25 protein-coding genes and 1 tRNA gene are annotated in these 25,830 nt (G+C 56.9%); 9 read left to right on the top strand and 17 right to left on the bottom strand.

Annotated elements, in window-relative coordinates; all coding sequences use genetic code 11:
- Positions 1–10: 10 nt before the first annotated feature.
- Complete coding sequence (locus ABVT35_RS22755; RefSeq protein ID WP_368469587.1) at positions 11–1,255, bottom strand: APC family permease; 1,245 nt, start codon at positions 1,253–1,255, stop codon at positions 11–13.
- Positions 1,256–1,406: 151 nt separating this feature from the next.
- A complete protein-coding gene (locus ABVT35_RS22750; protein WP_368469586.1) occupies positions 1,407–3,056 on the bottom strand; it encodes a hypothetical protein in 1,650 nt (549 codons plus the stop codon).
- Between the two features lie 94 nt (positions 3,057–3,150).
- Between ABVT35_RS22750 and ABVT35_RS22745 the strand changes: the two genes are divergently transcribed.
- The gene (locus ABVT35_RS22745; RefSeq protein ID WP_368469584.1) at positions 3,151–3,447 is read left to right on the top strand and encodes a hypothetical protein; all 297 of its coding nucleotides are present in this window, start codon (positions 3,151–3,153) and stop codon (positions 3,445–3,447) included.
- Positions 3,448–3,593: 146 nt separating this feature from the next.
- On the opposite strand, the gene ABVT35_RS22740 is transcribed toward ABVT35_RS22745, so the two are convergent.
- The 8 genes from ABVT35_RS22740 to ABVT35_RS22705 all read right to left on the bottom strand — a co-directional run bounded on the left by ABVT35_RS22740 (position 3,594) and on the right by ABVT35_RS22705 (position 14,632).
- On the bottom strand, positions 3,594–5,573 hold the full coding sequence (locus ABVT35_RS22740) for a M10 family metallopeptidase (RefSeq protein ID WP_368469583.1): 1,980 nt from the start codon (positions 5,571–5,573) through the stop codon (positions 3,594–3,596).
- A 209-nt stretch (positions 5,574–5,782) separates the two neighbouring features.
- Positions 5,783–7,084: an HlyD family type I secretion periplasmic adaptor subunit gene (locus ABVT35_RS22735; RefSeq protein ID WP_368469580.1), complete on the bottom strand. Its 1,302-nt coding sequence runs from the start codon at positions 7,082–7,084 to the stop codon at positions 5,783–5,785.
- Between the two features lies 1 nt (position 7,085).
- Positions 7,086–8,957, bottom strand: coding sequence for a type I secretion system permease/ATPase (locus tag ABVT35_RS22730; RefSeq protein WP_368469578.1), 1,872 nt, complete (start codon positions 8,955–8,957; stop codon positions 7,086–7,088).
- Between the two features lie 447 nt (positions 8,958–9,404).
- Positions 9,405–9,481 (bottom strand) — tRNA-Arg (locus tag ABVT35_RS22725).
- Between the two features lie 155 nt (positions 9,482–9,636).
- Positions 9,637–11,175 carry an ATP-binding protein gene (locus ABVT35_RS22720; RefSeq protein WP_368469577.1) on the bottom strand — a complete coding sequence of 513 codons (1,539 nt, stop codon included), beginning with the start codon at positions 11,173–11,175 and terminating at the stop codon, positions 9,637–9,639.
- A 101-nt stretch (positions 11,176–11,276) separates the two neighbouring features.
- Positions 11,277–12,707, bottom strand: a complete 1,431-nt coding sequence (locus tag ABVT35_RS22715) for an NAD(P)/FAD-dependent oxidoreductase (RefSeq protein WP_368469576.1) — start codon at positions 12,705–12,707, stop codon at positions 11,277–11,279.
- A 93-nt stretch (positions 12,708–12,800) separates the two neighbouring features.
- Positions 12,801–13,613 carry a TVP38/TMEM64 family protein gene (locus ABVT35_RS22710; RefSeq protein WP_368469575.1) on the bottom strand — a complete coding sequence of 271 codons (813 nt, stop codon included), beginning with the start codon at positions 13,611–13,613 and terminating at the stop codon, positions 12,801–12,803.
- 194 nt (positions 13,614–13,807) lie between these two features.
- Complete coding sequence (locus tag ABVT35_RS22705; protein WP_368469572.1) at positions 13,808–14,632, bottom strand: DUF547 domain-containing protein; 825 nt, start codon at positions 14,630–14,632, stop codon at positions 13,808–13,810.
- 354 nt (positions 14,633–14,986) lie between these two features.
- On the opposite strand from ABVT35_RS22705, the gene rpmH reads away from it, so the two are divergent.
- The 5 genes from rpmH (at position 14,987) to ABVT35_RS22680 (ending at position 18,920) form a co-directional block, all read left to right on the top strand.
- Complete coding sequence (gene rpmH / locus ABVT35_RS22700; RefSeq protein ID WP_368469570.1) at positions 14,987–15,124, top strand: 50S ribosomal protein L34; 138 nt, start codon at positions 14,987–14,989, stop codon at positions 15,122–15,124.
- A 34-nt stretch (positions 15,125–15,158) separates the two neighbouring features.
- Positions 15,159–15,560, top strand: a complete 402-nt coding sequence (gene rnpA, locus ABVT35_RS22695; protein WP_368469568.1) for a ribonuclease P protein component — start codon at positions 15,159–15,161, stop codon at positions 15,558–15,560.
- A complete protein-coding gene (yidC, locus tag ABVT35_RS22690) occupies positions 15,560–17,398 on the top strand; it encodes a membrane protein insertase YidC (protein ID WP_368469715.1) in 1,839 nt (612 codons plus the stop codon). Before rnpA ends, yidC begins: the two co-directional genes overlap by 1 nt.
- 18 nt (positions 17,399–17,416) lie before the next feature.
- Complete coding sequence (yihA, locus tag ABVT35_RS22685; protein WP_368469566.1) at positions 17,417–18,076, top strand: ribosome biogenesis GTP-binding protein YihA/YsxC; 660 nt, start codon at positions 17,417–17,419, stop codon at positions 18,074–18,076.
- A gap of 64 nt (positions 18,077–18,140) precedes the next feature.
- On the top strand, positions 18,141–18,920 hold the full coding sequence (locus ABVT35_RS22680) for a phosphatidylcholine/phosphatidylserine synthase (protein WP_368469565.1): 780 nt from the start codon (positions 18,141–18,143) through the stop codon (positions 18,918–18,920).
- On the opposite strand, the gene msrB is transcribed toward ABVT35_RS22680, so the two are convergent.
- On the bottom strand, positions 18,908–19,405 hold the full coding sequence (gene msrB, locus ABVT35_RS22675; RefSeq protein WP_368469564.1) for a peptide-methionine (R)-S-oxide reductase MsrB: 498 nt from the start codon (positions 19,403–19,405) through the stop codon (positions 18,908–18,910). The genes ABVT35_RS22680 and msrB overlap by 13 nt on opposite strands.
- 156 nt (positions 19,406–19,561) lie before the next feature.
- Here msrB and argB point away from each other — a divergent pair, with 156 nt between their 5' ends.
- A complete protein-coding gene (gene argB / locus ABVT35_RS22670) occupies positions 19,562–20,458 on the top strand; it encodes an acetylglutamate kinase (protein WP_368469563.1) in 897 nt (298 codons plus the stop codon).
- Here argB and ABVT35_RS22665 read toward each other — a convergent pair.
- Complete coding sequence (locus tag ABVT35_RS22665; protein WP_368469562.1) at positions 20,445–20,888, bottom strand: hypothetical protein; 444 nt, start codon at positions 20,886–20,888, stop codon at positions 20,445–20,447. The genes argB and ABVT35_RS22665 overlap by 14 nt on opposite strands.
- Before the next feature lie 58 nt (positions 20,889–20,946).
- Entirely contained in the window at positions 20,947–21,378 is a 432-nt protein-coding gene (locus ABVT35_RS22660; RefSeq protein ID WP_368469560.1) for a MarR family winged helix-turn-helix transcriptional regulator, read from the bottom strand.
- A 103-nt stretch (positions 21,379–21,481) separates the two neighbouring features.
- Here ABVT35_RS22660 and ABVT35_RS22655 point away from each other — a divergent pair, with 103 nt between their 5' ends.
- The gene (locus ABVT35_RS22655; RefSeq protein WP_368469558.1) at positions 21,482–22,039 is read left to right on the top strand and encodes a GNAT family N-acetyltransferase; all 558 of its coding nucleotides are present in this window, start codon (positions 21,482–21,484) and stop codon (positions 22,037–22,039) included.
- Between the two features lie 3 nt (positions 22,040–22,042).
- Here ABVT35_RS22655 and ABVT35_RS22650 read toward each other — a convergent pair whose 3' ends face one another.
- On the bottom strand, positions 22,043–22,948 hold the full coding sequence (locus ABVT35_RS22650) for an EamA family transporter (RefSeq protein ID WP_368469556.1): 906 nt from the start codon (positions 22,946–22,948) through the stop codon (positions 22,043–22,045).
- Between the two features lie 81 nt (positions 22,949–23,029).
- On the opposite strand from ABVT35_RS22650, the gene ABVT35_RS22645 reads away from it, so the two are divergent.
- Positions 23,030–23,740 carry a pyrimidine 5'-nucleotidase gene (locus ABVT35_RS22645; RefSeq protein WP_368469555.1) on the top strand — a complete coding sequence of 237 codons (711 nt, stop codon included), beginning with the start codon at positions 23,030–23,032 and terminating at the stop codon, positions 23,738–23,740.
- Positions 23,741–23,784: 44 nt separating this feature from the next.
- On the opposite strand, the gene ABVT35_RS22640 is transcribed toward ABVT35_RS22645, so the two are convergent.
- From ABVT35_RS22640 to ABVT35_RS22630, 3 genes are read right to left on the bottom strand one after another with little or no spacing between them, the layout of a single operon-like run.
- Positions 23,785–24,321, bottom strand: a complete 537-nt coding sequence (locus tag ABVT35_RS22640; RefSeq protein ID WP_368469554.1) for a copper chaperone PCu(A)C — start codon at positions 24,319–24,321, stop codon at positions 23,785–23,787.
- Positions 24,322–24,380: 59 nt separating this feature from the next.
- Positions 24,381–24,779: a hypothetical protein gene (locus tag ABVT35_RS22635; RefSeq protein WP_368469553.1), complete on the bottom strand. Its 399-nt coding sequence runs from the start codon at positions 24,777–24,779 to the stop codon at positions 24,381–24,383.
- A gap of 58 nt (positions 24,780–24,837) precedes the next feature.
- Positions 24,838–25,680 (bottom strand): LOG family protein, encoded by an 843-nt coding sequence (locus ABVT35_RS22630; RefSeq protein WP_368469551.1) that lies wholly within the window; start codon positions 25,678–25,680, stop codon positions 24,838–24,840.
- Positions 25,681–25,830 lie beyond the last annotated feature (150 nt).

The raw sequence follows: 25,830 nt of genomic DNA, 5'->3' as shown, positions 1-25,830 counted from the left end.
AACGGCATCTTCAACCAGCCAGTATCCCGGAAATAAGCAGTGTCAGGCAGGCAACGATGCCGCAATAGGGAATCCAGACCGGCACGATGAAAGTGCCGGCCGGTGCTTCTGCTCCCGATCTCTTGATGCGTATGAGCGCCGCGCACACCGTTGCAAAAATGATCAGCGTGATGACCGAGGTCGACTCGGCCAGCCGGGTGATCGGAAATGTTAGCGCCAGCACCAGTACAGTCCCCGTGGCGACGCCAGTTGCGGCGATTGGCGCGCGGGTTCGTTTATCGACATATGCAAGGACGCGCGGCAGGGAGCCGCGGTTCGCAAGACCGTAGAGGACACGCGCTGCCATGAGTATCTGGACAATGATCCCGTTAACGGTTGCAATGATCGCGATCAAAGTGATTGCGAGCGGCGAAAGACCGGTGGTTTTTGAAAACACCAGCGCAAGAGGTGCATTTGTGGCGGTAATCTCGGCGGCCGGCACAGCGGCAAGGGACGCAACAGCAACCGCGACATAGATCAGCAGGCTGAGGATGAGGGTGATGAATATGCCGCGCGACAGTGTCTTTTGCGGATTGACCGTTTCTTCGGCGATCGAAGGAATATCCTCAAAGCCGATGAAGGCAAAAAATGCCAACAGGCTGGAGCTGACAATGCCGAACCAGATGACAGTCGAAAATGACTGCGGCACCATCTCGCGGGCCTGACCCACAAGATCGGCTCCGGACATTGCCGATCCAACGACGATCGCAACAAGACCGCTGACCTCTATCAGCGTCAGCAGGCCGGCGAATGCGATGGATTCGCGAACCCCAAAACCGGCAACAAGACCTGTCGCCAGTATGACGCCAACGAGAAGATAAAGCGGCGGCAGGTCGGTGATCTGCGATATATAGCCGACGGCGCCGTGGGCAATGGCAGCGGAAGAAACGATGCCGACCGAGGCAACGGCCAGGCCGACAATGAGGAACAGCGTTTTCGATCGAAATCCGGCCTCGACAAAATGGGCTTCCGCCGCCGCATAGGGCAGCCGGCCGGTCAGCTCCGCGTAGCATGCAGCCGGAAACACCATAACAAGGCCGGCAATCAGAAACGAGACGGGCGCATAATTGCCCGCCCTTGCTATGACTTCGCCGATCAGCACATAGATGCCCGCGCCCACGGTGACGCCGAGGCCGTAAAACACGACATAGGGCAATGTCAGTGTCCGTTTGAGCGCGGCGTGTTCGACCCGTCCGGAATTCTGGGAAATTGACATCAAAACCCATCCTGCGCTGCGTTCAAACATCGGCGGCATCTGCTTCGACGCCAGGCAAGCCGCCTGGATGACTATGGCATATTAGTCGACTGCAGGTCTTGAGCCATGTCAATATTACAAAATGCGGATGACCTGGCGCCTTTCATTTGTCTCACTCCTCCGTCCGCAGCACGGTCAACTGCACGATCATAATTGTTATCAATGGCGCAAGCAGCGATATGGCGGCAACAATGATCAGCAACGTGCCGAGCGAACTGTAATCCGCCGCAACCGTGATCGCCCCGGTTTCGCGGTCCCGCACTTCACGGGTAACCAGGAACAGCTGATTGAGATATTTCGTCAGCAGACTGCTGGCGGAAAGTGCAAGGTTGGTAAACGATGCCATAACCGCGAAAAACGTTGCTTTGAGTTCAAACGGTGCGTTTTTAGCAATCCATGCCAGCATCGGGATCATGGCTATCTGGCCGAGCGGTGATTCAACGGCTGTGTCCATGATGGCGATGAAGCGCGCATCGACAACGCCGCCCGTAAGCGGACCGGTCCAGTGATGAAGTCCGTAGTAAAGGCCGATATTGGGCAGCGCCAATATGGTCGCGGCCACGGTCAGCAGGATGACGATGTGAGATATGGTCCTCGATGCGAAGAGCGGCCGCAGGATAATCATGCCGGCGAGCGTCAGCACGGATGTGATCAGCGAAAGCACCGAAAGGAACTGCTGATCAAATCCGAGGATGTCTATTTCAAACCAGGTGGCGCCCGCGCCCGGCAGAGGAACGGCCCTGAAGACAAAAATGATGATGGCGGTGCCGACCAACGCACGCGCCTTGGCAAGCGCAAGGTGCGCAATCAGCTGGCGCATCAGTATCAGAACGATCGCCATTGAACCGGCAAACACGATTTCCTGCGAAAAAGGTATGTCGGACAGACCGACCGCCAGCGTGAGAAGCACAAAAGCCAGGCCGCCGACGAAGTACCAGTAATTCGCCTCCGCTTTCTCAGCTGGCCGGTCCACGAGATTTTCAATTTCATCGGCGCTCCTGCCCTGCGCACGGAGCCTGCGCCGCTGACGCCATTTCAAGATGACCGCCAGAAGCACACCGGAGACGGAAACGACCGGTATGGCAAGCGCCATCAGATAAATGCGGGCATAGACAGCTGCCTTTTCGATCTCGGACATCATTTCAATGCCTGAGAACATGAAGATATTGAGGAGCGCAACGGCAACCAGCCCGCTGATCAGGGCCACCCGTCCAAGGGTCTGCATCGTCGTATGCAACGCCTTGGTCCTGGTTTCACTCAAAGCCTGCCCTTCCGCATCGACACGGGGCACGGCCTCAACCGACATTGCATCGGCAACGGAATCCTGAACGACATAGCCGCTTGGCGCCAACAGGGCGCTCAGCACATACCAGGCTTCAATCGGCATGAGTGCCGACATGCGGGCAGTTTCGGTAATGAGCGCATACATGATCAACAGGCTTGCAGCGACAAGCGCCGCGCCCAGATAGACCAGCAGCACCTTCCATCGCCAGATAAGATCGACCAGATGCCCGAGCGGCATTTTCAGAGCCCAGGGAATGCCCGCCCAGAATGCCAGACCCGAAAGAAAGGCGGCCGACAGGCCAAGATATTCCTTGACGAAAAAAGCCCCGACAATGGCCGTAAGGCCCGAAATGCCGGCGGCAAAATAGACCATGAGCGGCGGCAGGAACGACCAGCGGAACTGGCGGAAAAGGTCAACGACGACCGCGTCGAGCCAATTCCGTATCAGTCCGGCTGTTTTGTCTGAGTGCCTGCTCACTGTTCCAACCCTACTCGCTTGAGAGAAGTTGAACAGCCCGCGGCGCACGGATCAATGATTTCGGTCAAATTTCTGAGTTGCTGAAACTGTCGGGGTGATCATCGCCGGCGGCATGGTGCGGAAGAACGACCGCGGCATAATCGGTGCCGCAGCCATCGACAGGGAAGGCGAGCTGCTTGATTTCGAAAATCGGGAAGCGCGCGTTGCCCTGGCCATCATCGAACAGACCTGGAAGATAATCCTGATCGCGGACCAGATGAAATTCCAGCGCCGCGCACCGGCGCAGGTCGGACATCTTTCCGAGATCGAGTGTTTCGTCACTGATGCCTCCCGCCAAAGCCGATCAAACGGCTTTGGCGGGAGGCGCATGGAATTGACTGTTGCGGGGTGAGACTGCGGTGATTGATAGCGCAGACCAATCAATGTTTGATCTATCGAAACTTACAAATCGGCAGAGATATTGGCCCTGATGCCCAAATTGTCAGGTGCGTTGGGAACAACGATGAATTCCAAACACTCGCTTTTCAGTATGCGTACCTAGGCAAACAGAAAATCGGTACTGTCGAACTGACCAGCGGCCCCAAGCGCCAGAATCGTGTTTCCGTCAAACTCGAATTGTGCATCACCACCCACATCCGTGATCGTCAGGTCGCTGAACGCGTTAACGTTGTCGTTTGACGAGAAGTCGATTATGTCGCTGCCGTTTTCCCAATCGCCGATGGTGTCGGAACCTGTGACACCGAAAAAAACGAACCGATCATTGCCGCCGCCGCCATTCAGTATGTCATTGCCTGCACCACCGTCGATTATATCGTTACCAGAACCGCCGGTCAGTGTGTCGTTGCCCGAATTGCCGTATAAATAGACACCCGTGGCAACGCCAGTGGCATCATATACGTCGTTGCCGGAACCTCCCCACGCCAACTCGATATTCGTCCCAGCCAAGGCGACATTTGATCCCGTGGCGCCCTGAAAAATCAAACGGTCGAAACCGGCACCGCCATCAAATGATGTGTCGGCTGTATCCGCCCATATCCAGTCATCGCCGTCACCCCCACTGAACTGGTCAGCACCACCATCGCCGACAAGTGTATCGTTTCCGCCGCCGCCGGTTAGCAGATCATTGTCGTCACCGCCAGCAATGAAGTCATCGCCGTTACCGCCGGTCAGTGTGTCGTTGCCCGAATTGCCGTATAAATAGACACCCGTGGCAACGCCAGTGGCATCATATACGTCGTTGCCGGAACCTCCCCACGCCAACTCGATATTCGTCCCAGCCAAGGCGACATTTGATCCCGTGGCGCCCTGAAAAATCAAACGGTCGAAACCGGCACCGCCATCAAATGATGTGTCGGCTGTATCCGCCCATATCCAGTCATCGCCGTCACCCCCACTGAACTGGTCAGCACCGTCGCCGCCAATTAGAATGTCGTTTCCATTGCCGCCATTTAATACATCGTTCCCGCCGAGCCCCTGCAGCGTGTTCGCCAAATCGTTTCCGCCAATCGTGTCATTCCCACTTCCGCCAATGGCGTTTTCGATCCAGGTGTTGTGGGCGATGCCGAGATTGTTGGTCATCGTATTCGATACGCCACCGACGGACGAGTAGCTTCCGGGCGTCAGATCGATGATGGCGCGCTGGGAGAAACCGGAAAGATCGAGCGTGTCGGTGCCGCCAGCGTCCCATATCGTCAGAACCGGTGTCGCATTCTGGGAGAAGTCGAATATCGCTTTGCCGGCTGTCGAATTGAAGCCGTATGTCGTGTCGCCAGTGCGCGTGGTGGTATCGGCACCGTAGATCGCCTGAATGGTCAGTATGTCGTGGACCATCGGCGTCTGGGCATATTTCCAGCCGGTACCGCCATTGTTGTCCGCGCCGGTATTGGAGGCGCTGAAATAGGACATGACGGACCACTGGCGGGTGTCCTGCGCATATTCCGCATCCGACGCGTAGGTGGGAGAGCCGCCATTGTAGGCGCCCGGGTGGCTCAATCCGAGAGCATGCCCGACCTCGTGTATTATCGTCAGCCAATAATAGTCGCCGGGATCGGGCGAATACAGACCGGAATAGGTCTGCGCGTTCAGCCACACCGATCCGGCTTTCGAATAGCTGCCGGGATAATAAGCATGCGCATATCCGATATTCGTATTGGTGTTGCCAAAATTGACATCGGCGCTTGCCGCGTTCGAAACGCTTTCCACAAACGATTGGGGAATCAACTCGTCCCAAAGCGCCATGATCTCGCGCGTGGCTGCCTGCTGGTACGAATTAAATGATGAAAACCCGGAGCCTTCGGATCCCGCCCAAGTCGGCGCGCTGCCTGGAAAGCCATAGGTTATCTGACTGCCGGACCATTTGTATCCGGAGTTGATCTGGGAAATGACCTGGTCATTGTTGAATGTGGGAGCGTTTACCGGACCCGGGTTGGCCGAACTATCCGTGACGTCCTGCGCGTCGAATTGTCCCGTACACATCGGACACTCGCAATGTCCAATCAGTTGATGCTGTTCGCCCATTAATGTGCTCTCCGTTTTACAGCACTTTGCAATCCAACAAACGCCTGCGCAGTATGCCGCACGGCGTCAACACAATCCCTCTCCCGTGTCACGAATGCCCCGACTCATCCTACGGCATCATGCCTGAAGCAGCCCTTAAACCGCACCTCAAAAATTGGGCGTCGCGATTAATGATTTGTTATCGCTGCTGCACGCTCTCTGCCTAGTGTTTAGTTTTCCCTCAGGGCTTTCATGATGGAAACGGAAAACGGCTTAAGCAGGTAGTCCAGCGGCGTGCGTTTGCCGGTGCTGATAAAGGCTTCAGCAGGCATTCCGGGAAGCAGTTTCAGAGATTTGTCGAGCTGCAGCAGCTCGCTCTCCGGGATTTCCAGCTCCACTGAAAAATAGGGCACATTTGTGGCCGGATCGACGAGTTGAGCCGCAGATATCTGCACGACATTTGCGTTCAGCGTGGGCGTCGTTCGCATATCGAATGCAGAGAGTTGTACAATTGCGTCCTGCCCCAAATAGACAAGATCGACATCTGTCGTGTTGATCCGGGCTTCGACGACCAAACGGTCATTATCGGGAATGATCTGCAGTATCTGCTCTGCGGGTGATACCACACCGCCGACGGTATGGACCGACAGATCATGGATGCGGCCGGAGACGGGAGCAACAATTTGGGTCCGGAGCAGTTTTTCCTCAAGTGCCGCTCTTTGCTCGCGAAGCTCTGCGATTTTGTTTGTGACTTCACGCAAATCCGCCTGTACCTGTTCACGAAAATCGACATCAATCTGCAGTATCTGAAGTTCCGTCTCGGTAATCTGACTTCTGACGCGCGCAACGGTATTGTGCAGTTCACCGCGTTCACCGGCCAGATCCGCTTGCCGGCCGTAAAGTTGATCCATCGTATCCAATGATACAATGCCATCCTCGGCCGCCGGCTTTTTACGAACGATATTTGCTGCGAGAATGTCCGCCTGTTGTTCATTGGAGACAATCTGAGCTTCAAGTCCGTCGATCTGGTTTTCCAGTTGCGATATCTTCTCGCGCATCACTTTCTTTTGCCCGGCGCGTGTTTCCCGGCGGGCCTCAAACAAAGATTTTTTGCTGCCCACGATCTGACCGACGAAAAGCACATCGCCAGCCCGGAATAGCTCCTCCGGGAATTCGATGGCCTGCTTACCGTACTGCTCAGCTTCCAGTCGGGATCTGCGGGCAATCAATTCGATCAGACTGTTGGTTACAATATTGAGGCTGGCCTTGAGAGCCGTCTCGTCAAGGCGAAGCAGGCGAACCCCCGCTTTGACTTCATCGCCATCGCCCACATAAATCTCGCTGACGATACCGCCGTCGAGATGTTGAATGGTCTTGACCTTCGATTCGACACTGATCGTGCCCGGGGCGATTACCGCACCGGATATCTCGGTGAATGTTGCCCAGGCGCCGCCCACACCGAAGATTGCAATCACGACAAAAAAACCGGCATAGACCCACGGCCAGATCCTTAGTTTGAGTTTTCCTGCCATGTCACTCACCGGTTACCAGTCCTTGTGCCTTTTGCGAAGAAGGCCGTGCTCCATCCTTGCCTACGGCATAATTTTGACCGGCAGTTATTCTCAGCCCAGCTCCGGTCGTACCCCACTGACTGATCTGCGGCCTGGCGCCGGCCGCGCGGGCGGAATGCCGGTTTCTCATTTCAGACACCACGGTCTCCCGGTCGCCAAAAATGACCTGGTTGCCGGCATGAAGTACCAGTATATCGTCGGCGAGATTGAGAATTTTGCTGCGGTGGGCGATGACGACAACCGTCTGGCCGCGGTCTCTCATTCCGATAATCGCCGAAAACAGCGCTTCTTCTCCGTCTCCGTCAAGATTGGAATTCGGTTCATCAAGAATGACCACGGCCGGCTCCCTGTAAAGCGCACGCGCAAGCGCAATACGCTGACGCTGACCTGCCGACAGGTTGTTTCCGCTCGGCCCGATGCGGGCCTGATAGCCACCGACGCGCTTTATCATTTCGTGTGCGCCAGCCTGCTTTGCCGCTTTGACGATATCCTCTGATTTCGGTGTTTCTTCAAGACGGGAAATGTTTTCTGCAATTGTTCCGTCAAACAGTTCGATATCCTGCGGCAGATAGCCGACATAGCTTCCCAGTTCATCGGGGTTCCACTGGTCGAGCGTCGCCCCGTCCAGGCGAACCTCGCCCGATACCGGTTTCCAAACACCGGTCAGCACCCGGGCAAGTGTCGTCTTGCCCGATGCGCTCTCACCGACAACGCTCAGTATTCGTCCCGGAGCGACCCTGAAATCTATCTTGTTCAAAATCAGGTTCTTGCCACCCGGATTCGCGACTAGCAGTTGGCTGACATCCAACTGTCCTTCCGGCCTTGGCAGTTTTGTTTTCTCTTGCTGCAGCGGAGTGTTTTCAAGCAGCGTTGCAAGCATTTTCTTGGCTTCGCGATAACGCAGGAAGCCACGCCAGTGTACTATCGATTGTTCAATCGGCTGCAAAGCCCTGCCGAGCACGATAGACGCGGCGATCATGACACCCGCCGTTATCTCTCCCTGAATGACAAGCACGGCACCGGCGGCCAAAATCGCTGACTGCACAAAAAGGCGAAATGACCTGGAGAACGCTGAAAGCGTGCCTGCCCGATCGCGCGCGCTCGACTGCGATATCAGTGCATCCATGTGCTTGTCGGACCACCGGCGGCGCAAGGGACCGAGCATCCCCATAGCAGCGAGAACTTCGCCGTTTCGCTGACCCGCACCGGCAATCTCCAGCGCCTCGGCCGCAGCGAGGTTAGCCTGTCTTGACGGCATACGCGCGCGCCAATCGTTCAACAGAGCAATGGTAAACAAAACAGCCGCCGCGGCAACGGCAAGCCAGCCCAACATCGGATTGAACAGGAAGATGACGAATATGTAGACAGGAACCCACGGTGCGTCGAACAGGACAACAAATCCCGGTCCCGTGAGATACTGGACAACGGTATCGAGTTCACGCAACGGCGCTGTGGACTTGCTGCTTCCACCTGTCCTCAGTCCGAGTTGCATTACCGCATCGAAAAGTCGCTGGTGAATACGTTGCGCCACATGCGCACCTATCCGCGCCAGGATCCGGGACCTGATTATTTCCAGAAGACCCATGGCGAGAAAAAGCGCGACAACCAGACCAAACAGCACCGCCAGCGTCGGCAGGGAACGGCTGGACAGAACCCGATCGTAGATCTGCAGCATGAACAGGGGTCCAGTCAGCATCAGAAGATTGATGAAGAAGCTGAACACCGCAATTGCCAAAAAAGCGGGCCGGCTCGCCGCGATTGCGTCACGGAGCGTCAGGCAGGAATACTTGTCCGAATTTGTATTGATGTCGGAAGAACGAACCAATCTTTTCACCAGTGCCGCCTAGCCAGTCTTGTTATTCACCACGCACTCCAACAGGTCGTAAGCGGTGGTTTTACAAAAAACAGGGCTCTTACCGAATGACATATTGTTTCAAGGATAACCCCTGCGCGTAACAATGCCTGATACAAATCGCCCATTTACCGGGCCAATAAGGCACGCTGCCGCTTAAGACTTGATAAAGCGGCTGTAAATTGCAGATGAGCTTCGTCTGCTTTGGTGTATTTTCGGTTACTTCGCAGTATTAAACGATGTATATTTCTTTAGTACATCGCACTTTTCATATTATTTTTAGCGTTCCATCATTTATAATTCATATACGAGCAAAAATGATAAATTTGGGATCTGCTCAAGCTCAAAAATTCTTCAACTGCAACGGAAAAAAACAAAATCCCGCCAACAAACAATGGCGAAGTAGTTCCGAATTTGTGAAAATTGCGGTGGCGCGCTCGGGAAGATTCGAACTCCCGACCCCCAGATTCGTAGTCTGGTGCTCTATCCAGCTGAGCTACGAGCGCGTCGGCGGAGGGCAATGCCTGTCCGCGAGGCGTCTAACTAATCCTTTCGATGGCGGAATGCAAGCGCTGTCGTGCGAATTTTTTCGACTATTTCGACAAAGCCGGAAACGGTGCTTCGACGGGTGCGGTTTCCCACCCCCGCGTTGCGAACCGGCCTATTCTCCAACCTCTTTCATGGCGACGGGTTCGGCCGGGTCGGGGCAGATGCCGGCGCCGTTCTGGTTCGGCAGCGTTATGCGGAACCGCGTTCCGGAGCCTGCCTTGTCCACGAGTTCGATGGTACCGCCATGGGCACGCACCAGCTCGTTGGCAATGGCAAGGCCAAGGCCCGTGCCGCCGGAGCGCGCAGAACCGTGGAACGCGGTAAACAGGTTTTCGCGCGCCTTTGGCGGCATTCCGGGACCGGTGTCGTCGATATCGATGGTAGCCGTTCCGTTTTCGACCGCCGCAGATACCGTAATCCTGCGCACAATGGCGAGATCATCCGCACCGTCTGCCGTGAGCGCCTGAACGGCGTTGCGGCACAGATTGTGAATGACCCGGAAGAACTGTTCGCTGTCGACCTCGAGTTCAAGCCCCTGCGGCACGTCAATGACAAAGTCGATGCCGGCACTGCCCGAGGCCTGTTCGCCTTCGGGCCGCAATTCGGTTTCGACGATCAGCATGTCGCGCACATCCGCAACAAGCGCCGCGAAATCGATCAGCCGCCGATTGGGTTCAGCCTCGCTGGCACGGCCATAATCGAGCACCTCGCGGGTATAGGCGACGGCCCGGTCCATGGTGCGCAGGAGCTTCGGCGCAAACCGCTTGACCACCGGATCGTCGACCATCGCCAGCCGGTCGGACATCAGCTGCGCGGAGGCGAGAATGTTGCGCATGTCGTGGTTGATTTTGGAAACGGCGAGGCCGAGATTGGCCAGGTGCTGCTGTTTTTTCAGCGTGCCTTGCAGTTCGCTCTGCATTTCCTCCAGATGCCGTTCGGCAATGCCTATTTCATCGTTGGTCGCACGCGGCTCGATGATGCGCGCCGGATCGCCGGGATCGCGCGAAAAATCCTGCATGCTGGAGGTCATCCTGCGGATCGGGCGGATCATCATTGAATTGATGGCGACGAAGACCAGTCCGGCGGTGAAAAACGAAATCAGCAACGACAGGAAAAACACGTTGCGGCCATAGATCAGCATGGCATTGCGCAACGGGTCCTCCTCCATGACGATATCGATCATCATGGTGCTGTCGCCGACCGGCCCGTAGACGCGGATGATCCGGTCGTCGGAAAAAAGCGTCACAAAGGCGTCGCGTATGGCGGCAAATGCCGAAACGGACGACAGGTTATATTGCTGATCGACCTTCGGCGGCATGTCGGATGTGGCAATTAGCCGGCTCATGTCGCCGGTTTTCAGGGCGATAGACTTGGTGCCGGTGGCCATCAGCGCGTCGTTCTGGATGGGACGCGGCAGCTCCATGTCCTCCCAGCCCTCGACGACAAGGCTGGCCGCGGCGGCGGTGCGCAGCCGGTCTTCCAGCCAGCGCATGCGCATATTGGCAACGGAAGGCACAAAGATCAGCACTTCCGCCACCATGACGAACAGAACCGTCAAAAGCAGCAGCTTTCCGGACAGGCTGTGCCACGGCTTTTGCTTGCCATTGGCATCCACCTTATGGAGCTTGTCCTTGTTTTCGCCCGAATCCATCACACTTCCCGGTTCACATCAGAACTCTTGGAGCAGGTTGTGCATACCATCTCAACCGCCGCTGGTTTGTGGGCATTGCTACACAAAAGGATGGGGCGTGCCTATCCAAATCGACGCATAAACCCGATAATACGGCGAACAAACGGTTTGCGTGTCATTGGACTATAATAGGTAATCGCAGCACGCTTTCCAATCTCGGCCATTGTCGGATAAGGGGGGACGTAGCCGCGCACATCCGAAAGCCGCATTTTATTGACGATCGCCAATGCCCACATATTGATCATCTCGCCGGCCCCGGCGCCGGCTATCGAGACGCCAACAATCCTGCCCTTTTTGTTGGTGATCAGCTTGATCAGCCCGTCGGTTTTGCGTTCCGCCAGTGCGCGATCGTTTTCCGCATAGGGCCAGCGCAGGACATGAATTTGGCCATGCTGCTTTCGCGCCTCCTCCTCGCTGAGACCGACATGGGCAAGCTCGGGATCGGTATAGGTCGCCCAGGGAACAATGCCGCGGTTTTCCTTTGCCGGCGCACGAAACAGGATCTGCTGCACCACGAGCCCGGCATGATAGCCGGCTACATGGGTAAACTGCAGGCCTCCGGCGACATCGCCGATTGCATAGACGCGCTTGTTGCTGGTGCGAAGATTCTTTCCGACCTTGATGCCGCCGCGGTCATAATCGATGCCGGCTTCCTTCAGCCCGATGCCTTCGACATTGGCCGCCCGGCCGGTTGCCACCAGTATGTGCGAGCCGGTCACCGTCTTTTCCTCTTCCGTATCGGTTTTGACCGTTACGCGCACGCCTGACTTGCCGTGTTTCCTGACTTCGGTGACGGTGGCGCCTTCCATGATCTCGACGCCCTCGGAGCGGATGCGCTCAAGCACGATCGCGGCGAGTTCCGGGTCGTCCTTGCCGAGCGCCTTCAGCCCCTCGATCACAGTGACTTCGGAACCCAGCCTGCGATGGGCCTGGGCCATTTCCATGCCGATCGGGCCACCGCCGATGACAATCAGGTGGCGGGCCTTCTGGGTGCGATCAAAGAGGGTCTCGTTGGTCAGATAATCAACCGTATCGATGCCGGGAATGGGCGGCACGAATGCGGATGACCCGGTGGCGACCACGAAGCGGCGCGCCTTTATCTCATAGTCGCCGGCAATAACGGTTTCGGGATCGGTGAATGCGGCGGCGTCCTCGATCACCTTGACGCCAAGGGCGGTGAAGCGCTCGACAGAATCGTTCGGGGCAATGGCACCGATGACCGAATGGATGTGCGCGTGAACCTTTCGGTAGTCAACCTTCACGTCGCCGCTGCTGACCCCGAAATGCGGCGCCTCGGCAATGGCGTGGGCATGTTTGCCGGCGGCAATGATCGCCTTTGAGGGAACGCAGCCATAGTTGAGGCAGTCGCCACCCATCTTGCCCTTTTCGATCAGCACCACCTCGACGCCGAAGGAGGCGGCGGCCGCTGCGACGGTCAATCCGCCTGATCCGGCTCCGATGACGCAGATATCGGGACGAAGCGTGGTGGTCATGACAACCTCTCCATTGGTGCGAAATGAGCCAGAGTATATGCGGTTCGCTTCGGTAAAGTGAACCGAGCCGAAAAAGACCCTGCGGATGAATAATCAGATTTGACGGCCCGAACGGACCTTTTTGATGATGAACGGAATAGCCGCGACGGCAGCGAGCGCGGCAAAGGCTATGGTCAGTTCCGCGGTCACCAGGTCGGAGAGCGATACGTCCTGTCCGGCTTCCTTGGCGGACAGGATAACGCTGTCGAGCCCCTGCCCGAGATAGGCATAAGCGTAGGTGCCGGGAAGGATGCCGAGAAAAGTAGCGGCCACATAAATACGCAGCGGCACGTTGAACAATGCCGGGGCTATGTTGATGACAAAGAACGGAAAGACCGGAGCAAGTCTCAGGACCAGGAGAAAGCCGAAGGCGTTTTCCTCAAAACTGTGGGCGAGTTTGGAAACTCCGGGACCGGCCATTTTCTGAAGGAAATCACCAAGCGCCGTGCGGGCCGCGAGAAAGATGATGGATGCACCGATGGTGGCGGCAAATGCGGTCAGCGTGCCAGCCAGGAACCATCCGAATAGAAACCCGCCCAGAATGGTCAGCCATGAGGCCGCCGGAAACGAGAACGCGACAGCAGCGATATAGACGCCGAGGTAAACGGCACTCGCCATGACGATATTGTCCATGACATGCATCTTGAGCGCATCGCGATGCTGAATCAGTGATTCAAAGGTCAGGAACTCGTGGAGGCCGAAAAAATAACCTAGGCCGAGGCCGGCAAGGATGACGGCAATCGGCGCAAAACGTTTTGTCTTGCCGCTGGGGGTGCTCGCTTTTGCGTTGTCGTCTTCTTCAATTGCCATATGCTGGTCGGCCCGTGCGCCCATATCGTGATCGGCGGGTTTGCTGTCAATCGTCATGGAGCGCTCCTGGTATTTTGTTTTGGATCCGGAATGCCTCCTGAGTCTCCGGGTCCCGCGAACCTAAGCACCGCATGCGTAAACTACCAATGAATTCCACTCCCTTTTTCGAAAGTGTATGTGACCTTGAGGGCTCTCGCGCTCACAATGCCGTGAACGGTCGCGGGTGCGGCAGCGGACAATTGATTAGCCGTTTAAGCGGCGTCATTCAGTGACCAGTCATAGACAAAACGTCCAAGGGATGCGGCTCTGATCGCAGCGCCGTGCTGCGGCGCTGCAAAGGCACCCCAATGCTGCTTGAGGCGCGGCTTCCCGCCAAAATCGGCGGCATACCAGGAGTAGATCTTGGAGGAGGTTATGCGCCCCGAACGCACTGAAACGCCGCGTTCATGATTGACATAGTCCCGCGCATTGCGCTGCAGCAGACCATCAAGATTGCTGCCGGTATAAGCGCTTGTCACGAGGTTGGGGCAGGAATAGGAAGCACAGTTCAGACCGTAATGAGACATCGGATCGGAAAATATCGGCCTGACAATCCGGTGTTCGATGTCATCGAGAGACAGTGCAGTACCTTCGACAGACAGGAAACGGCGGGACCAGGGACCGGACCCGAACAGGCCGCCACCGCCGAGATTGATTTTCTTTATCGAAGTGACCGGATAGTGGTCGGTCACGACATCCAATGTCGCGGCATTGTAGAGATTGATCCAGTAGGCGTGCGCCTCGTTCGCGGAAAATGTCGACGGTTTCGCATTCTGCAATGTGCCGAGATAGGATTTCAGTGCACCGTGTCCCGCAGCTTTCAGACCCCGGTAGTCGATCGTGTTGTAACCATTCGCGTCGCGTCTGACATAAGCGCGAAGGATCGCGTCAAAAGCCGAATGGCCGATGCCGCCGTTTCCCCCTGGCCGGAACTTGCCGATAGGGCCTGCAGCCGTCACGGGACTGATGCCGCAAATAAACACAGCGGTGATGGTTGTCGTGCCGGTCAGAAGCTGGCGGCGTGAAATTCCGGTCATGCGAAATCCTTGGTTCCATAATCGAATCCGATGGCCTGCCGGACAGGCAGGCCTGGTTGGAAAACTACGCGGCACGGCGCCGGAGGCAATGGCACCGGCGGCCATCTCACCGGCATGTGATTCAAGGTGATCGCTATCGGGGTTCACGGACAGTTGCCGAAGTGCGCATAACGGCAATCACGATCGCCGCTGCGCGATTGACTTGAGCGGGTCTTTCTGCGTATAAGCCGCGCACGTTCGGGTTTGGCAGTCCGGCGCATGTTTTATTGTGCTTTCGCCACCCAGACGGCAATCGAAACGCTACTGTTTTAACGACAGTCCGAAGAAGGGCCGCACACCGCGGTGTTTAAATAAATGACCAAGCGTACCTATCAACCGTCCAAACTTGTGCGCAAGCGCCGCCATGGCTTCCGTGCACGTATCGCAACAAAGGGTGGCCGCAAGGTAATTGCCTCTCGCCGGGCACGCGGACGCAAGCGTCTGTCGGCATAGACCGGGACCCTATTTAAAACCCGAAGAAGGGCCCATGCCGCCTATCAGGCTATCGCCAGGAATCGGACGATTGAAAAAGCGATCCGAATTTCTAGCCGTTCGCAATGGTGAACGGCGAAAGGGCCCCTTTTTTCTGCTTGAAGTGCTGAACCGCGGTGCCCCGGATGAGGAACCGCGGGTTGGCTATACCGTCACCAAGCGGCAGGGCAACGCTGTTGAACGCAACAGAATCAGGCGGCGCCTCAAGGAGGCTATCCGCCTACAGGCGGGGTTTGATATGAAGCCCGGCCATGACTATGTGGTGGTAGCCAGACGCGATGCGCTGAACGCGCCCTTTGCAGAACTCACCAAATCGCTTGTATCGCGTATCGGCCGGCCGGCAGGGGAAAGCCGCAAGCAGCGCCGCGCATCAGCGCCAGACAACAGGACCGAATGATGGAACAGAACCGAAATTATTTCATTGCCATTGGCCTATCGGTGTTGATCCTCATTGCCTGGCAGTTTCTGTACGTCAATCCGAAAATAGAGCGCGAACGCGCTGCCCAGGAAGCGCTCCAGCAGCAGCAGACCGAACAGCAGACACAGCAAAGCACGCAGCCGGGATCAAATACGCCAACCACGTCATCGGACATTCCGCAGGCAGGCACAACAACGACCGGTCTTCCTGGTGCTGCTTCAAGCGGCGGTGCAACCACCACTATCAGCCGCGACGCCGCGCTCGGCCAGGCAAAGCGCATTACAATTGACACACCGGCACTTTCCGGATCGCTCAATCTTTCCGGCGCGCGCTTTGACGACCTGAAACTGAAAAATTACCACGAGACTGTCGACCCCACGAGCCCGATCATCGAACTCCTGTCGCCGGCCAATATGGAAGCGGGTTATTTTGCCGAGTTCGGCTATGCGGGCAATGAGCTGAGTGGACAGGTTCCCGGCCCCGACACCGTCTGGACCGTCGACGGCAATCCGAAACTCACACCGGCAACACCGGTCGTGCTTTCCTGGACCAATGACAAGGGATTGACCTTTGAGCGCACCGTCAGCGTCGATGAAAACTACATGTTCTCGATCGCCGATGCGGTCACCAATAATTCCGAAGCCGCCGTTTCGGTGTCGCCTTACGGACGCATCACCCGGCTCTACAAGCCGCATCTGACCGGCATCTACGTTCTGCACGAAGGCATGCTCGGCGTTATCGGCGAAGAAGGCCTCAAGGAAATCGACTATGACGATGTCGAGGAAGACCGCACGATCGCGCCTGCGAAGGCGAGCACGGGCTGGATGGGCATTACCGACAAATACTGGGCAACGGCGCTGATTCCGGCGCAGGGCCAGCCGTTCCAGACACGCTTTTCCTACTATCAGGACGGACGTGCCCGCTATCAGACCGATTACTTAAGCGACGCCATCACCATCAATCCTGGCCAGACACAGACGACGGAGAAGCATCTTTTCGCCGGCGCCAAGCAGGTCCCGATCATCAATGCCTATGAGGAATCGTTCAATATCGAGAACTTCAACAAGATGATCGACTGGGGGTGGTTCCACTTCATCACCCGACCGATGTTCTGGGTGCTCGACTTCTTCTACAAATTCTTCGGCAATTTCGGCGTCGCAATCCTGGCAACAACCGTCCTTTTGAAGCTGTTCTTCTTCCCGCTGGCCAACAAGTCGTACAAATCGATGGCCAACATGAAGAAGGTCCAGCCGAAGATGGAGGAGATCAAGGCCAAGTATGGCGACGACCGGCAGGCCCAGCAAAAGGCCATGATGGAGCTGTACAAGAAAGAAAAGATCAATCCGGTGGCCGGCTGCTGGCCGGTGCTTCTTCAGATTCCGGTCTTTTTCGCGCTCTACAAGGTCCTCTACATCACAATCGAAATGCGGCATGCGCCGTTCTTCGGCTGGATCCAGGACCTTTCCGCACCCGATCCGACGACAATATTCAACCTGTTCGGGCTTATTCCGTTCGATCCGCCGACCTTCCTGATGATCGGCGTGTGGCCGCTTCTGATGGGCATCACCATGTTCCTGCAAATGCGCATGAACCCGACACCGCCCGATCCGACGCAGGCGATGATCTTCACCTGGATGCCGGTTGTCTTCACCTTCATGCTGGCGACCTTCCCGGCCGGTCTTGTCATCTACTGGGCATGGAACAACTTCCTGTCGATCATCCAGCAGGGCGTCATCATGAAACGTCAGGGCGTCAAGATCGAGCTATGGGACAATCTTGCCGGGCTTGTGAAAAAGAAACCGAAGGCGGCCGAATAGCCACCGCCGGATCCGATCATGACCGGTCAATTGCAAGACGTTTCCAGCGCCAAAACCCTGTTCGCGCGGCCTTGGGTGTTTATTCGCGGCGTGCCGGCAATGAAATTCCTGCCACCGGAAGGGCCGCCCGAAATCGCCTTCGCGGGACGCTCCAATGTTGGCAAGTCCTCGCTGATCAATGCGGTGGTCGGGCAAAAGGGCCTCGCGCGCACGTCCAACACGCCGGGACGGACCCAGGAACTGAACTACTTCGTTCCGGACGGCTATTCGGGGGCTGAGGGCAATCTTCCTCCAATGGCGCTTGTCGACATGCCCGGTTATGGGTTTGCCAAGGCGCCAAAATCTCAAGTGGATCAATGGACCAGGCTCGTCTTCGATTATCTGCGCGGCAGGGCGACGCTGAAACGCGTCTATGTGCTGATCGATGCGCGCCACGGCATCAAGGCCAATGACGAGGACGTGCTGAAGCTTCTGGACGTTGCCGCCGTTTCCTATCAGATCGTCCTGACCAAAATCGACAAGATCAAGGCTGCCGGCGTTCCCAGGCTGATGGAGCGCACCAGTGCGCAGATTGCAAAGCGCCCGGCCGCCTATCCTGAAATCATCGCCACATCTTCGGAAAAATCGTCCGGTATCGATGAATTGCGGCATGCGATCGTCGAAGCCACGCGCGGATAACACCCGATTTTATTTACGAATTTGTGGTATTGTCCGGCTGGTTGTCGACAGTGAAGGGTAGAAGATGGGCGACGGCGGCATGGACGACCAGAAGGGCGACAAGCACGAACCACAACAGGTGGCAATGGCCTGGGCGGTGCATGCGTTCACGGCCTCGGGAATTGTGCTCGGTTTTCTGGCTCTCGTTGCCATTTTGGACAATGACAAGACCGCCGTTTTCATGTGGCTGGGTCTGGCGCTATTTGTCGACGGCATAGACGGCACGCTTGCCCGCAAGGTGCGGGTCCGTGAAGTCACGCCGCAGCTTGACGGCACGACGCTCGACAACGTCATCGACTATTTCACCTATGTGGCGGTTCCGGCAATGATGGTCTACTGGTTCGGCCTGGTGCCGCCCGGCTGGGAAACCGTGACCGCGGCGACCATCATGGCGGTCTCATGCTATACATTCGCCAATACGGGCATGAAAACGTCGGACTACTACTTCTCCGGATTTCCGGCGCTATGGAATGTGGTGGTGCTCTATTTTCACATCCTGCAGACAAGCCCCTGGACCAATCTGATCGTCATCGCGGTCTGTGCGGTTCTGACTTTCATTCCGCTGAAATATGTCCACCCGTTCCGGGTCGCCGACTGGCGCAACGTCACCATTCCGATGACTGTCCTGTGGGCCGCGACAACCTTGCGTCTCGTGCTTATTCCATCGGATGTGACTACGGAGCAGAAAGCCTCGTCAATATTCTTCTGGCTCTGGGTGCTGTCGTCGCTCTATTTCATCGGCCTGTCGCTGTGGCGGTCGTTCAAGCCCGAGCCAAAGGATGATGAGGACGGTCAGGCGGCCTGAGCTTCAAAAACCATCGCAATGCCGTTGATGCAGTGGCGCAGGCCCGTCGGCGGCGGACCATCATTGAATATGTGGCCAAGATGTCCCCCGCAGCGGCGGCAGTGAACCTCCGTGCGCGGTATGAACAGCTTGAAATCGCGCCTGGTGCCGACGGCATCCGGCAGGGATTCGTAAAAGCTGGGCCAGCCGGTTCCACTGTCGAACTTGGTGTTCGAAGCATAGAGCGGCAGCGCACAGCCGGCACAATTGTATGTGCCTTCGCGCTTTTCGTAGAGAAGTTCGCTGGTAAAGGGCCGTTCGGTGGCTTCCTCGCGCAGAACGGCATACTGGTCCGGCGAAAGCAGTGTGCGCCACTCTTGCGGCGTGTAGGTAACCTCAAAAACCTCGTCTTCAGCCAGCGCCTCGGAGTTTGACGGTTTGAGGGCATAAAGGCCGCCCATGGAAGCAAGCGCGGCGCCGGAAAGCAGGAAAGTACGGCGGTTCATAGCAGACCTTTCAAAAACTGGTGTCGCCAATATAGCGGCTCACGCGATGAACTGCCCATGAACTTTTCGCGAGCATCGCGCGCCTTTCGGTGACAAAACGGTAATTGCCCTCATTGGGCTTTGCCGCTAAAACGCACAGGATTCAGAGGGATACCCATGACTGACACCGAAGCCGAGAACAGCGAGATCCAGGCAAAGCTGCTGTCGCAGGCCCTGCCCTATATGCAGCGCTACGAAGACTGCACCATCGTGGTCAAATATGGCGGTCACGCCATGGGCGATCCGGAGCTCGGCCAGGCCTTTGCACGGGACGTGGCCCTTCTAAAACAGTCCGGCGTCAACCCGATCGTGGTCCATGGCGGCGGGCCCCAGATTGCGGCGATGCTGACGCAGATCGGCATTGAATCCAAATTCGAGGGCGGCCTTCGCGTTACGGATGAAAAGACGGTCGAGATCGTCGAAATGGTGCTCGCCGGCTCCATCAACAAGGAAATTGTCGCGATGATCAACGCAGAGGGCGAATGGGCCATCGGCTTGTGCGGCAAGGACGGCAATATGGTGTTTGCCGAAAAGGCACACAAAACCGTCGTCGATCCCGATTCCAACATCGAGCGCATACTCGATCTCGGTTTCGTTGGCGATATCGTCGAGGTCGACCGCACCTTGATCGACCTCCTGGCGAAATCGGAAATGATCCCCGTCATCGCGCCGGTAGCACCGGGACGCGACGGCCATACCTACAACATCAACGCCGACATCTTCGCCGGCGCCATCGCCGGAGCTCTTTCGGCAACGAGGCTGCTGTTCCTGACCGATGTTCCCGGTGTCCTCGACGGCGACGGCAATCTGATCAAGCAGCTTTCCGTTGCAGAGGCGCGTGCGCTGATAGCCGACGGAACCATATCCGGTGGCATGATCCCCAAGGTCGAAACCTGCATCGAGGCGATTGAATCGGGTGTCGAGGGTGTCGTCATCCTCAACGGCAAGACGGCCCACGCCGTGCTGCTCGAGATCTTCACCAAGCACGGCGCGGGAACGCTCATCGTCCGCTGATTTCGGCAGGTTGCGTTTTTTGCACTTGCGGCTCACCCCTGGCGGCGGCGCCGACGGTCTTCATGAAATCATCCTTCATCAGGTATGATTTCATCGCCGGAAGTCCGATGGCCCGCAGCGTGATGACACCGGCCACGATGAGGGCGGCAGATGCGAGCGCGTCGAGGAACCATCCGACAAAGGGTGAAAGCGGCCCCCAATAGCCCGGAAGAGACGCCAGCGCCGGGATTGTCCACAATCCTGTGGCGGCATGCAGGGCAAGCGCAATCCAGAATCCGGCGCAATAGGCGCAGCGCCACTGCGCGTAAAGGGTCTGAAGCGGCTGCGGCAATTTGCCGAGCAGAGTGTTGAACCAGGTGCCCCACTCCGGCAGCTTCTCCCATACAAGGATGTGTATCGAAATACCGATCAGTACCAATTCAAAAGACATGTTTTCTCCTGTGTTTAAAGTTAGTTTGCTTGACTAACTATTTTGGCCAAATAAAAAGTCAGCTGTTTCGGGTTTCCGGCGGGATCGTGTCGACGTGCCCTTCAAGCTTTCTGTCCATGAATTCCGAACGCAACGCACCGGCCGCGGCTTCGTATATCCCTTCGCCAAGCTGCAGAAATTCCATACCTTTTTCCGTCAGAAGGATGTGCTGGGCCCGTGCGTCCATGCGGCACGGAACCCGCTCCACCAGACCGCGCTTTTCAAGCTTGACGATCATTGCACTGGCCGATGCCTTTCTAATGCCCATGGCGGCGACAACATCCTGGAGATGCTGGCCATGACCGTCCCCGCAGACTTTTTCCCCTTCCCGGTCCTTTATCGCACGCAGATATTCGAATTCGCTGTGGCTGATACCAAGGCGCGCGCCATCGACGATCCACTGGCGGTGTATCGCGCGATGAATATCTTCCAGCACTCTTGCGAATTTCATGACAGGCTCTATGTTAGTTAGGCATCCTAACTAATTTTCATTGCCTTCGGAGTCAAGACGGTTTTCCAGAAACCGGCAAATTTGTTGGCGGGAGTGGAGACAGATGAAGGATAAGGACCCTCAGCGAATAAACTGCCGCTTCGAGACAGAACGCCTTGTTGTGGCACCTTGGGACGAAAGCCTGGGCGATGGCACAAAATTCGCTGCAGAACTGTCGCCGCTCCTGGAACCACGGGTCCTGAAATACCTTCCCGCCCCCCTGCAGTGCGATACCGGCCCCGGAGCGGTCGAGCGCTGGATTGCGGCCCGGCACGCAGAAAGTGATGTTTTTACAGTGCGCGCCTCGCAAACGTCCGACCTGTTGGGGCTGCTCATTCTCGCGCCGTTCCCGGAAGACGACACAAATCTGACCATTCATCTCGGCTATCTCTTTGCCGAATGCGCCTGGGGCAAGGGTTATGCAACCGAACTCATAACAGGACTGGTGCAGTGGAGCGCGGGACAGCCCATTCAGATCCGGTTTCTCGGCGGCGTGGAAAGGGGAAACAGCGCTTCTGCCGCAGTCTTGCTCAAGGCCGGATTTGAAAAAACGGACGCGCTGTCGTCGGATGAGGCGGATATTTACGGGCTGCAATTGCACGGCAAAGGCGCCCGTTCGTGAGCATCAGGCCAATAGAACGAGAACGATCACGCCGGCCACAATCAGCACCGTCCCGGTGATTTCCAGACGGTTGACCGTTTCCTTGAAAATGAACACTGACGAGGCGAAGGTGAAGATAATCTCCACTTGCGCCAGAACCTTCACATAGGCTGCCTGCTGAAGCGTCATGGCCATGAACCAGCCGAACGAGGCTGTCGCGCCGGCCGCGCCCACAATGAAAGCAGGCTTCCAGGCGCGGCCTATGCGAACGATCTCACCGCGATCGCGCCATATCATCCATATGAGCATGACAAGTGTCTGGAAAATGATGACGAAGGCCAGCGTTACCGCGGCCTGCATCATGAAATTCGGCCCGCCAAGCGACAGTGACGCACCTCGATAGGCGACGGCGGCGATGCCGAACGCCATGCCGGACGCAAGTCCGATCAGCGCATTTCGGCTGAATACGGAGGTAATCAGGCTTTTCCAGCTGACCGCGCTTCGGGCGACCGAAATGAGCATGACGCCGATCACCGAGATGGCTATGGCGAACAGGCTGCCGCTTGTCACAGTCTCGGAAAGAAATATGAGGCCGAAGAGCGCCGCCTGCGCCGGCTCCGTGCGTGAATAGGCTGTGCCGACGGTGAAATTGCGGAACGAAAACAGGTAGACGAGCAGCATCGTACCGGCGATCTGCGCAATACCACCGACAAGCGCCCAAAAGACGAAGACCCGGTTCCAGGCGGGCAGTTCCATGCCGATGCCGAAATGCAGCACCGCGACGAAGAACAGCGCAAAAGGCGCGCCGAAGCCGAACCGCACAAAGGTCGCGCCCGTCGTACCCATGACACCCTTAAGGTGCTTTTGCATGGCGGAGCGTATGTTTTGCAGGAAAGCCGCAGCGATCGTGATGGGAATCCACAATTCCATGCGTGCCGTCTATCACGCCGACTAACAAATCTCCAATGCAAATGAAGATGCGCACGCCGCACATTTGTGCAATAAGGCCCCATGCCAAATCATCTGCCTGATATTGACGAATTCGATCACGTCACCGAATGGGTCTTCGACCTCGACAACACGCTCTATCCGCGTCACACGGATCTGTTTTCGCAGATCGACAAGAACATGACCTCCTATGTGGCGGATCTGTTGCGCCTGCCGCGCGAGGAGGCCCGCAAGGTTCAAAAGGAATATTACCGCGACTACGGGACAACGCTGAACGGACTGATGAACATTCACGGCATCGATGCCAACGACTTTCTGGAGAAAGTCCACGACATCGATTATTCCTGGGTCAATCCGGACCCGGATCTCGGCAAGGCGATCCGCGCCCTGCCCGGCCGCAAGTTCATTTTCACGAACGGCGATGTCGGCCATGCGGAACGGACCGCGACGGCGCTCGGCATTCTCGATCACTTTGACGAGATTTTCGACATTCTTGCTGCCGACCTCACACCAAAGCCGGCGGCCGAAACCTATGACCGGTTTTTGTCGCAACACAAGATCAACAGCAGCGAGGCGGCGATGTTCGAGGATCTGCCGCGCAATCTGACGGTGCCGAAATCACTCGGAATGCGCACGGTACTGATCGTGCCGCACAATTTCGACGAGGCAATGGGCGAGACCTGGGAGCAGGAAGGGCGCGACGGAGAGCATATCGACTATGTGACCGACAACCTTTCGGGCTTTCTCGGCCACTTTCTTGACGCCAGAGGCTGACAGAAGGACCGGCGCCGTTTGGCGCCGGGCCGTAATTCGACGGATCAGTTGGTCTTCGGTCCGTGATTCATCTTGCCATGGTCCATCGCCTTTGTTCCCGCCGGCATGACGGGCAGCATCAGCTCCACATCACCGGCCTTTTCAAAGGTCAGCACGACGGGCACCATAGCGCCTTCCTTGAAGGGTTCCTCGACGGCCATGAACATCAAGTGAAAGCTGCCGGGCTTCAATTTGACGGTTTCACCGGCTGGCACCGGCAGGCCATCGGCGAGCGGGCGCATTTTCATGACATCATCGACGATGGCCATTTCGTGGATTTCAGCACGGTCGGTTGTCGGTGTCTTGACCGCGACGAGCCGATCGTCCTCACCGCCCTTATTGGTGATTGTGACGAAACCGCCACCGACTTTCTGGCCGGGCAGCATGGCGCGCGTCCATTGTCCTGAAAGATGGATGTCACCCACCATCACCACCTCGGCCTTCATGTCATGTTTGTCATGGCTGTCGGCATTGGCGGAGTTTGCGGAGAGAGCCGCGACACCGATGACGGCGGCAGCAAGAAGTGTTTTTGAAATACGCATAATCGTTTCCGTTTGATCAGATCCATAGTTGCCGCAATCTGCGGCCTTGTTCGCTGTGATCAGACCGGCAAGGGAGGACCGCGTATATCGTAGGCGTCCGCCGGCGCATCGTCGCCGAGCGACCGGGACGGGCTCGCCAGCAACCAGCCGGAACCCAGATGGAGCTGTGGAAGTGTTTCCGCAGAACCCGTGTGAAGCGCCTTGAGGAGCTTTCCGGCAGCGAACATGCTGCACGACACGACGCAGGGGCAATCCTGCGGCATGGTGTCGGGAAGTCCGGACCCCGGGTCAGGAACGATGCCGGCTTGCGTGCATATGACAATATCCAGCCCGTTCTCTACCGCATGCGCCCGGGCAATCGGCTGTACAAGCGGGATTGCAAGCACCATCGCGCATAAAATGGCGAACGTCGCCATTTCCGCGCGCAATGCAGACATCAGTGTCGGCCGGTTGGTCATGCCGCTACCTATAGCGGCACGATTTCATCTTGCCAAAGGACAAATTGCAGCAGGCTGCCTATAGCTCGTAGTGATCCGCTATGATCTGCCAGGCTTCGTCTGCCGTTTCGACAAAACTGATCAGATCGAGATCCTCCGGCGAAATGGTGCCGAAATCCGCCAGTTCCTGAAAATCGACCACCTTGTGCCAAAAATCGGTGCCGAACAGTATGAAGGGTACACGCTCCATGCGTCCGGTCTGTATGAGGGTGAGCGATTCAAACATCTCATCCATCGTGCCGAAGCCGCCCGGAAAAACGGTTATCGCCTTGGCGCGCATCAGAAAATGCATCTTTCGAACCGCGAAGTAGTGAAAATTGAAGCACAATTCCGGAGACACATATTCGTTCGGAGCCTGCTCGTGCGGCAAAATGATGTTGAGTCCGATAGATGGCGCCGATTCCTCTGCAGCACCCCAGTTTCCGGCTTCCATGACACCCGGGCCGCCGCCGGTGACGACGACGAATTCACGGTTGTAGGTCTCGGTGGAATGGCGTGAACACAGCTGTGCAAATTTCTTTGCCTCGGCATAGTATTTCGATGCCGCCGTCAGATTTTTGCGCTGGGTTTCGTTTTTCGCCGCCCAGGCATCCTTGCCGGGCTCGGGAATACGTGCGCCGCCGAACATGACGACTGTTGACTTGATGCCACGCTCGCTCAACAGCATTTCCGGCTTCAGCAACTCAAGCTGGAGCCTTACGGGGCGCAAATCCTCCCGGCACATGAAGTCGTCATCGGCAAAGGCGAGTCGGTATGCCGGTGCTTCCGTTTGCGGTGTGCGCGGCACTTCGCGCGCGCGGATCCGGTCCGTTTTGTTGTCGAATAAGGGGTCCCAGACATCATCTTGGCGTTTTGCACCCATGTGTTCACTTTCACTCGTTTACCAATGACTGGCCGTCGCCGCCCGATTGACGACCCGTCGTTCCTCGCTTAGAGCATGTCCGGATAATGCTAACTTGCTTATCCGGACCGCCACTACGCCGCAAATGCACAAGCAAAAAAAGGCGCAGTA

The sequence above is a fragment of the Hoeflea sp. TYP-13 genome (genome assembly GCF_040932035.1).
Taxonomy (GTDB): Bacteria; Pseudomonadota; Alphaproteobacteria; order Rhizobiales; family Rhizobiaceae; genus Hoeflea_A.
This window is presented reverse-complemented; position numbering and strand designations above follow the sequence as displayed.

Bases quoted from the DNA above. Each gene is read 5' to 3' on its own strand.
- ABVT35_RS22755 (WP_368469587.1), bottom strand. From the start codon at position 1,255: ATGTCAATTTCCCAGAATTCCGGACGGGTCGAACACGCCGCGCTCAAA.
- ABVT35_RS22740 (WP_368469583.1), bottom strand. From the start codon at position 5,573: ATGGGCGAACAGCATCAACTGATTGGACATTGCGAGTGTCCGATGTGT.
- ABVT35_RS22735 (WP_368469580.1), bottom strand. From the start codon at position 7,084: ATGGCAGGAAAACTCAAACTAAGGATCTGGCCGTGGGTCTATGCCGGT.
- ABVT35_RS22720 (WP_368469577.1), bottom strand. From the start codon at position 11,175: ATGGATTCGGGCGAAAACAAGGACAAGCTCCATAAGGTGGATGCCAAT.
- ABVT35_RS22715 (WP_368469576.1), bottom strand. From the start codon at position 12,707: ATGACCACCACGCTTCGTCCCGATATCTGCGTCATCGGAGCCGGATCA.
- ABVT35_RS22710 (WP_368469575.1), bottom strand. From the start codon at position 13,613: ATGACGATTGACAGCAAACCCGCCGATCACGATATGGGCGCACGGGCC.
- ABVT35_RS22705 (WP_368469572.1), bottom strand. From the start codon at position 14,632: ATGACCGGAATTTCACGCCGCCAGCTTCTGACCGGCACGACAACCATC.
- rpmH (WP_368469570.1), top strand. From the start codon at position 14,987: ATGACCAAGCGTACCTATCAACCGTCCAAACTTGTGCGCAAGCGCCGC.
- rnpA (WP_368469568.1), top strand. From the start codon at position 15,159: ATGCCGCCTATCAGGCTATCGCCAGGAATCGGACGATTGAAAAAGCGA.
- yidC (WP_368469715.1), top strand. From the start codon at position 15,560: ATGGAACAGAACCGAAATTATTTCATTGCCATTGGCCTATCGGTGTTG.
- yihA (WP_368469566.1), top strand. From the start codon at position 17,417: ATGACCGGTCAATTGCAAGACGTTTCCAGCGCCAAAACCCTGTTCGCG.
- ABVT35_RS22680 (WP_368469565.1), top strand. From the start codon at position 18,141: ATGGGCGACGGCGGCATGGACGACCAGAAGGGCGACAAGCACGAACCA.
- msrB (WP_368469564.1), bottom strand. From the start codon at position 19,405: ATGAACCGCCGTACTTTCCTGCTTTCCGGCGCCGCGCTTGCTTCCATG.
- argB (WP_368469563.1), top strand. From the start codon at position 19,562: ATGACTGACACCGAAGCCGAGAACAGCGAGATCCAGGCAAAGCTGCTG.
- ABVT35_RS22665 (WP_368469562.1), bottom strand. From the start codon at position 20,888: ATGTCTTTTGAATTGGTACTGATCGGTATTTCGATACACATCCTTGTA.
- ABVT35_RS22660 (WP_368469560.1), bottom strand. From the start codon at position 21,378: ATGAAATTCGCAAGAGTGCTGGAAGATATTCATCGCGCGATACACCGC.
- ABVT35_RS22655 (WP_368469558.1), top strand. From the start codon at position 21,482: ATGAAGGATAAGGACCCTCAGCGAATAAACTGCCGCTTCGAGACAGAA.
- ABVT35_RS22650 (WP_368469556.1), bottom strand. From the start codon at position 22,948: ATGGAATTGTGGATTCCCATCACGATCGCTGCGGCTTTCCTGCAAAAC.
- ABVT35_RS22645 (WP_368469555.1), top strand. From the start codon at position 23,030: ATGCCAAATCATCTGCCTGATATTGACGAATTCGATCACGTCACCGAA.
- ABVT35_RS22640 (WP_368469554.1), bottom strand. From the start codon at position 24,321: ATGCGTATTTCAAAAACACTTCTTGCTGCCGCCGTCATCGGTGTCGCG.
- ABVT35_RS22635 (WP_368469553.1), bottom strand. From the start codon at position 24,779: ATGACCAACCGGCCGACACTGATGTCTGCATTGCGCGCGGAAATGGCG.
- ABVT35_RS22630 (WP_368469551.1), bottom strand. From the start codon at position 25,680: ATGGGTGCAAAACGCCAAGATGATGTCTGGGACCCCTTATTCGACAAC.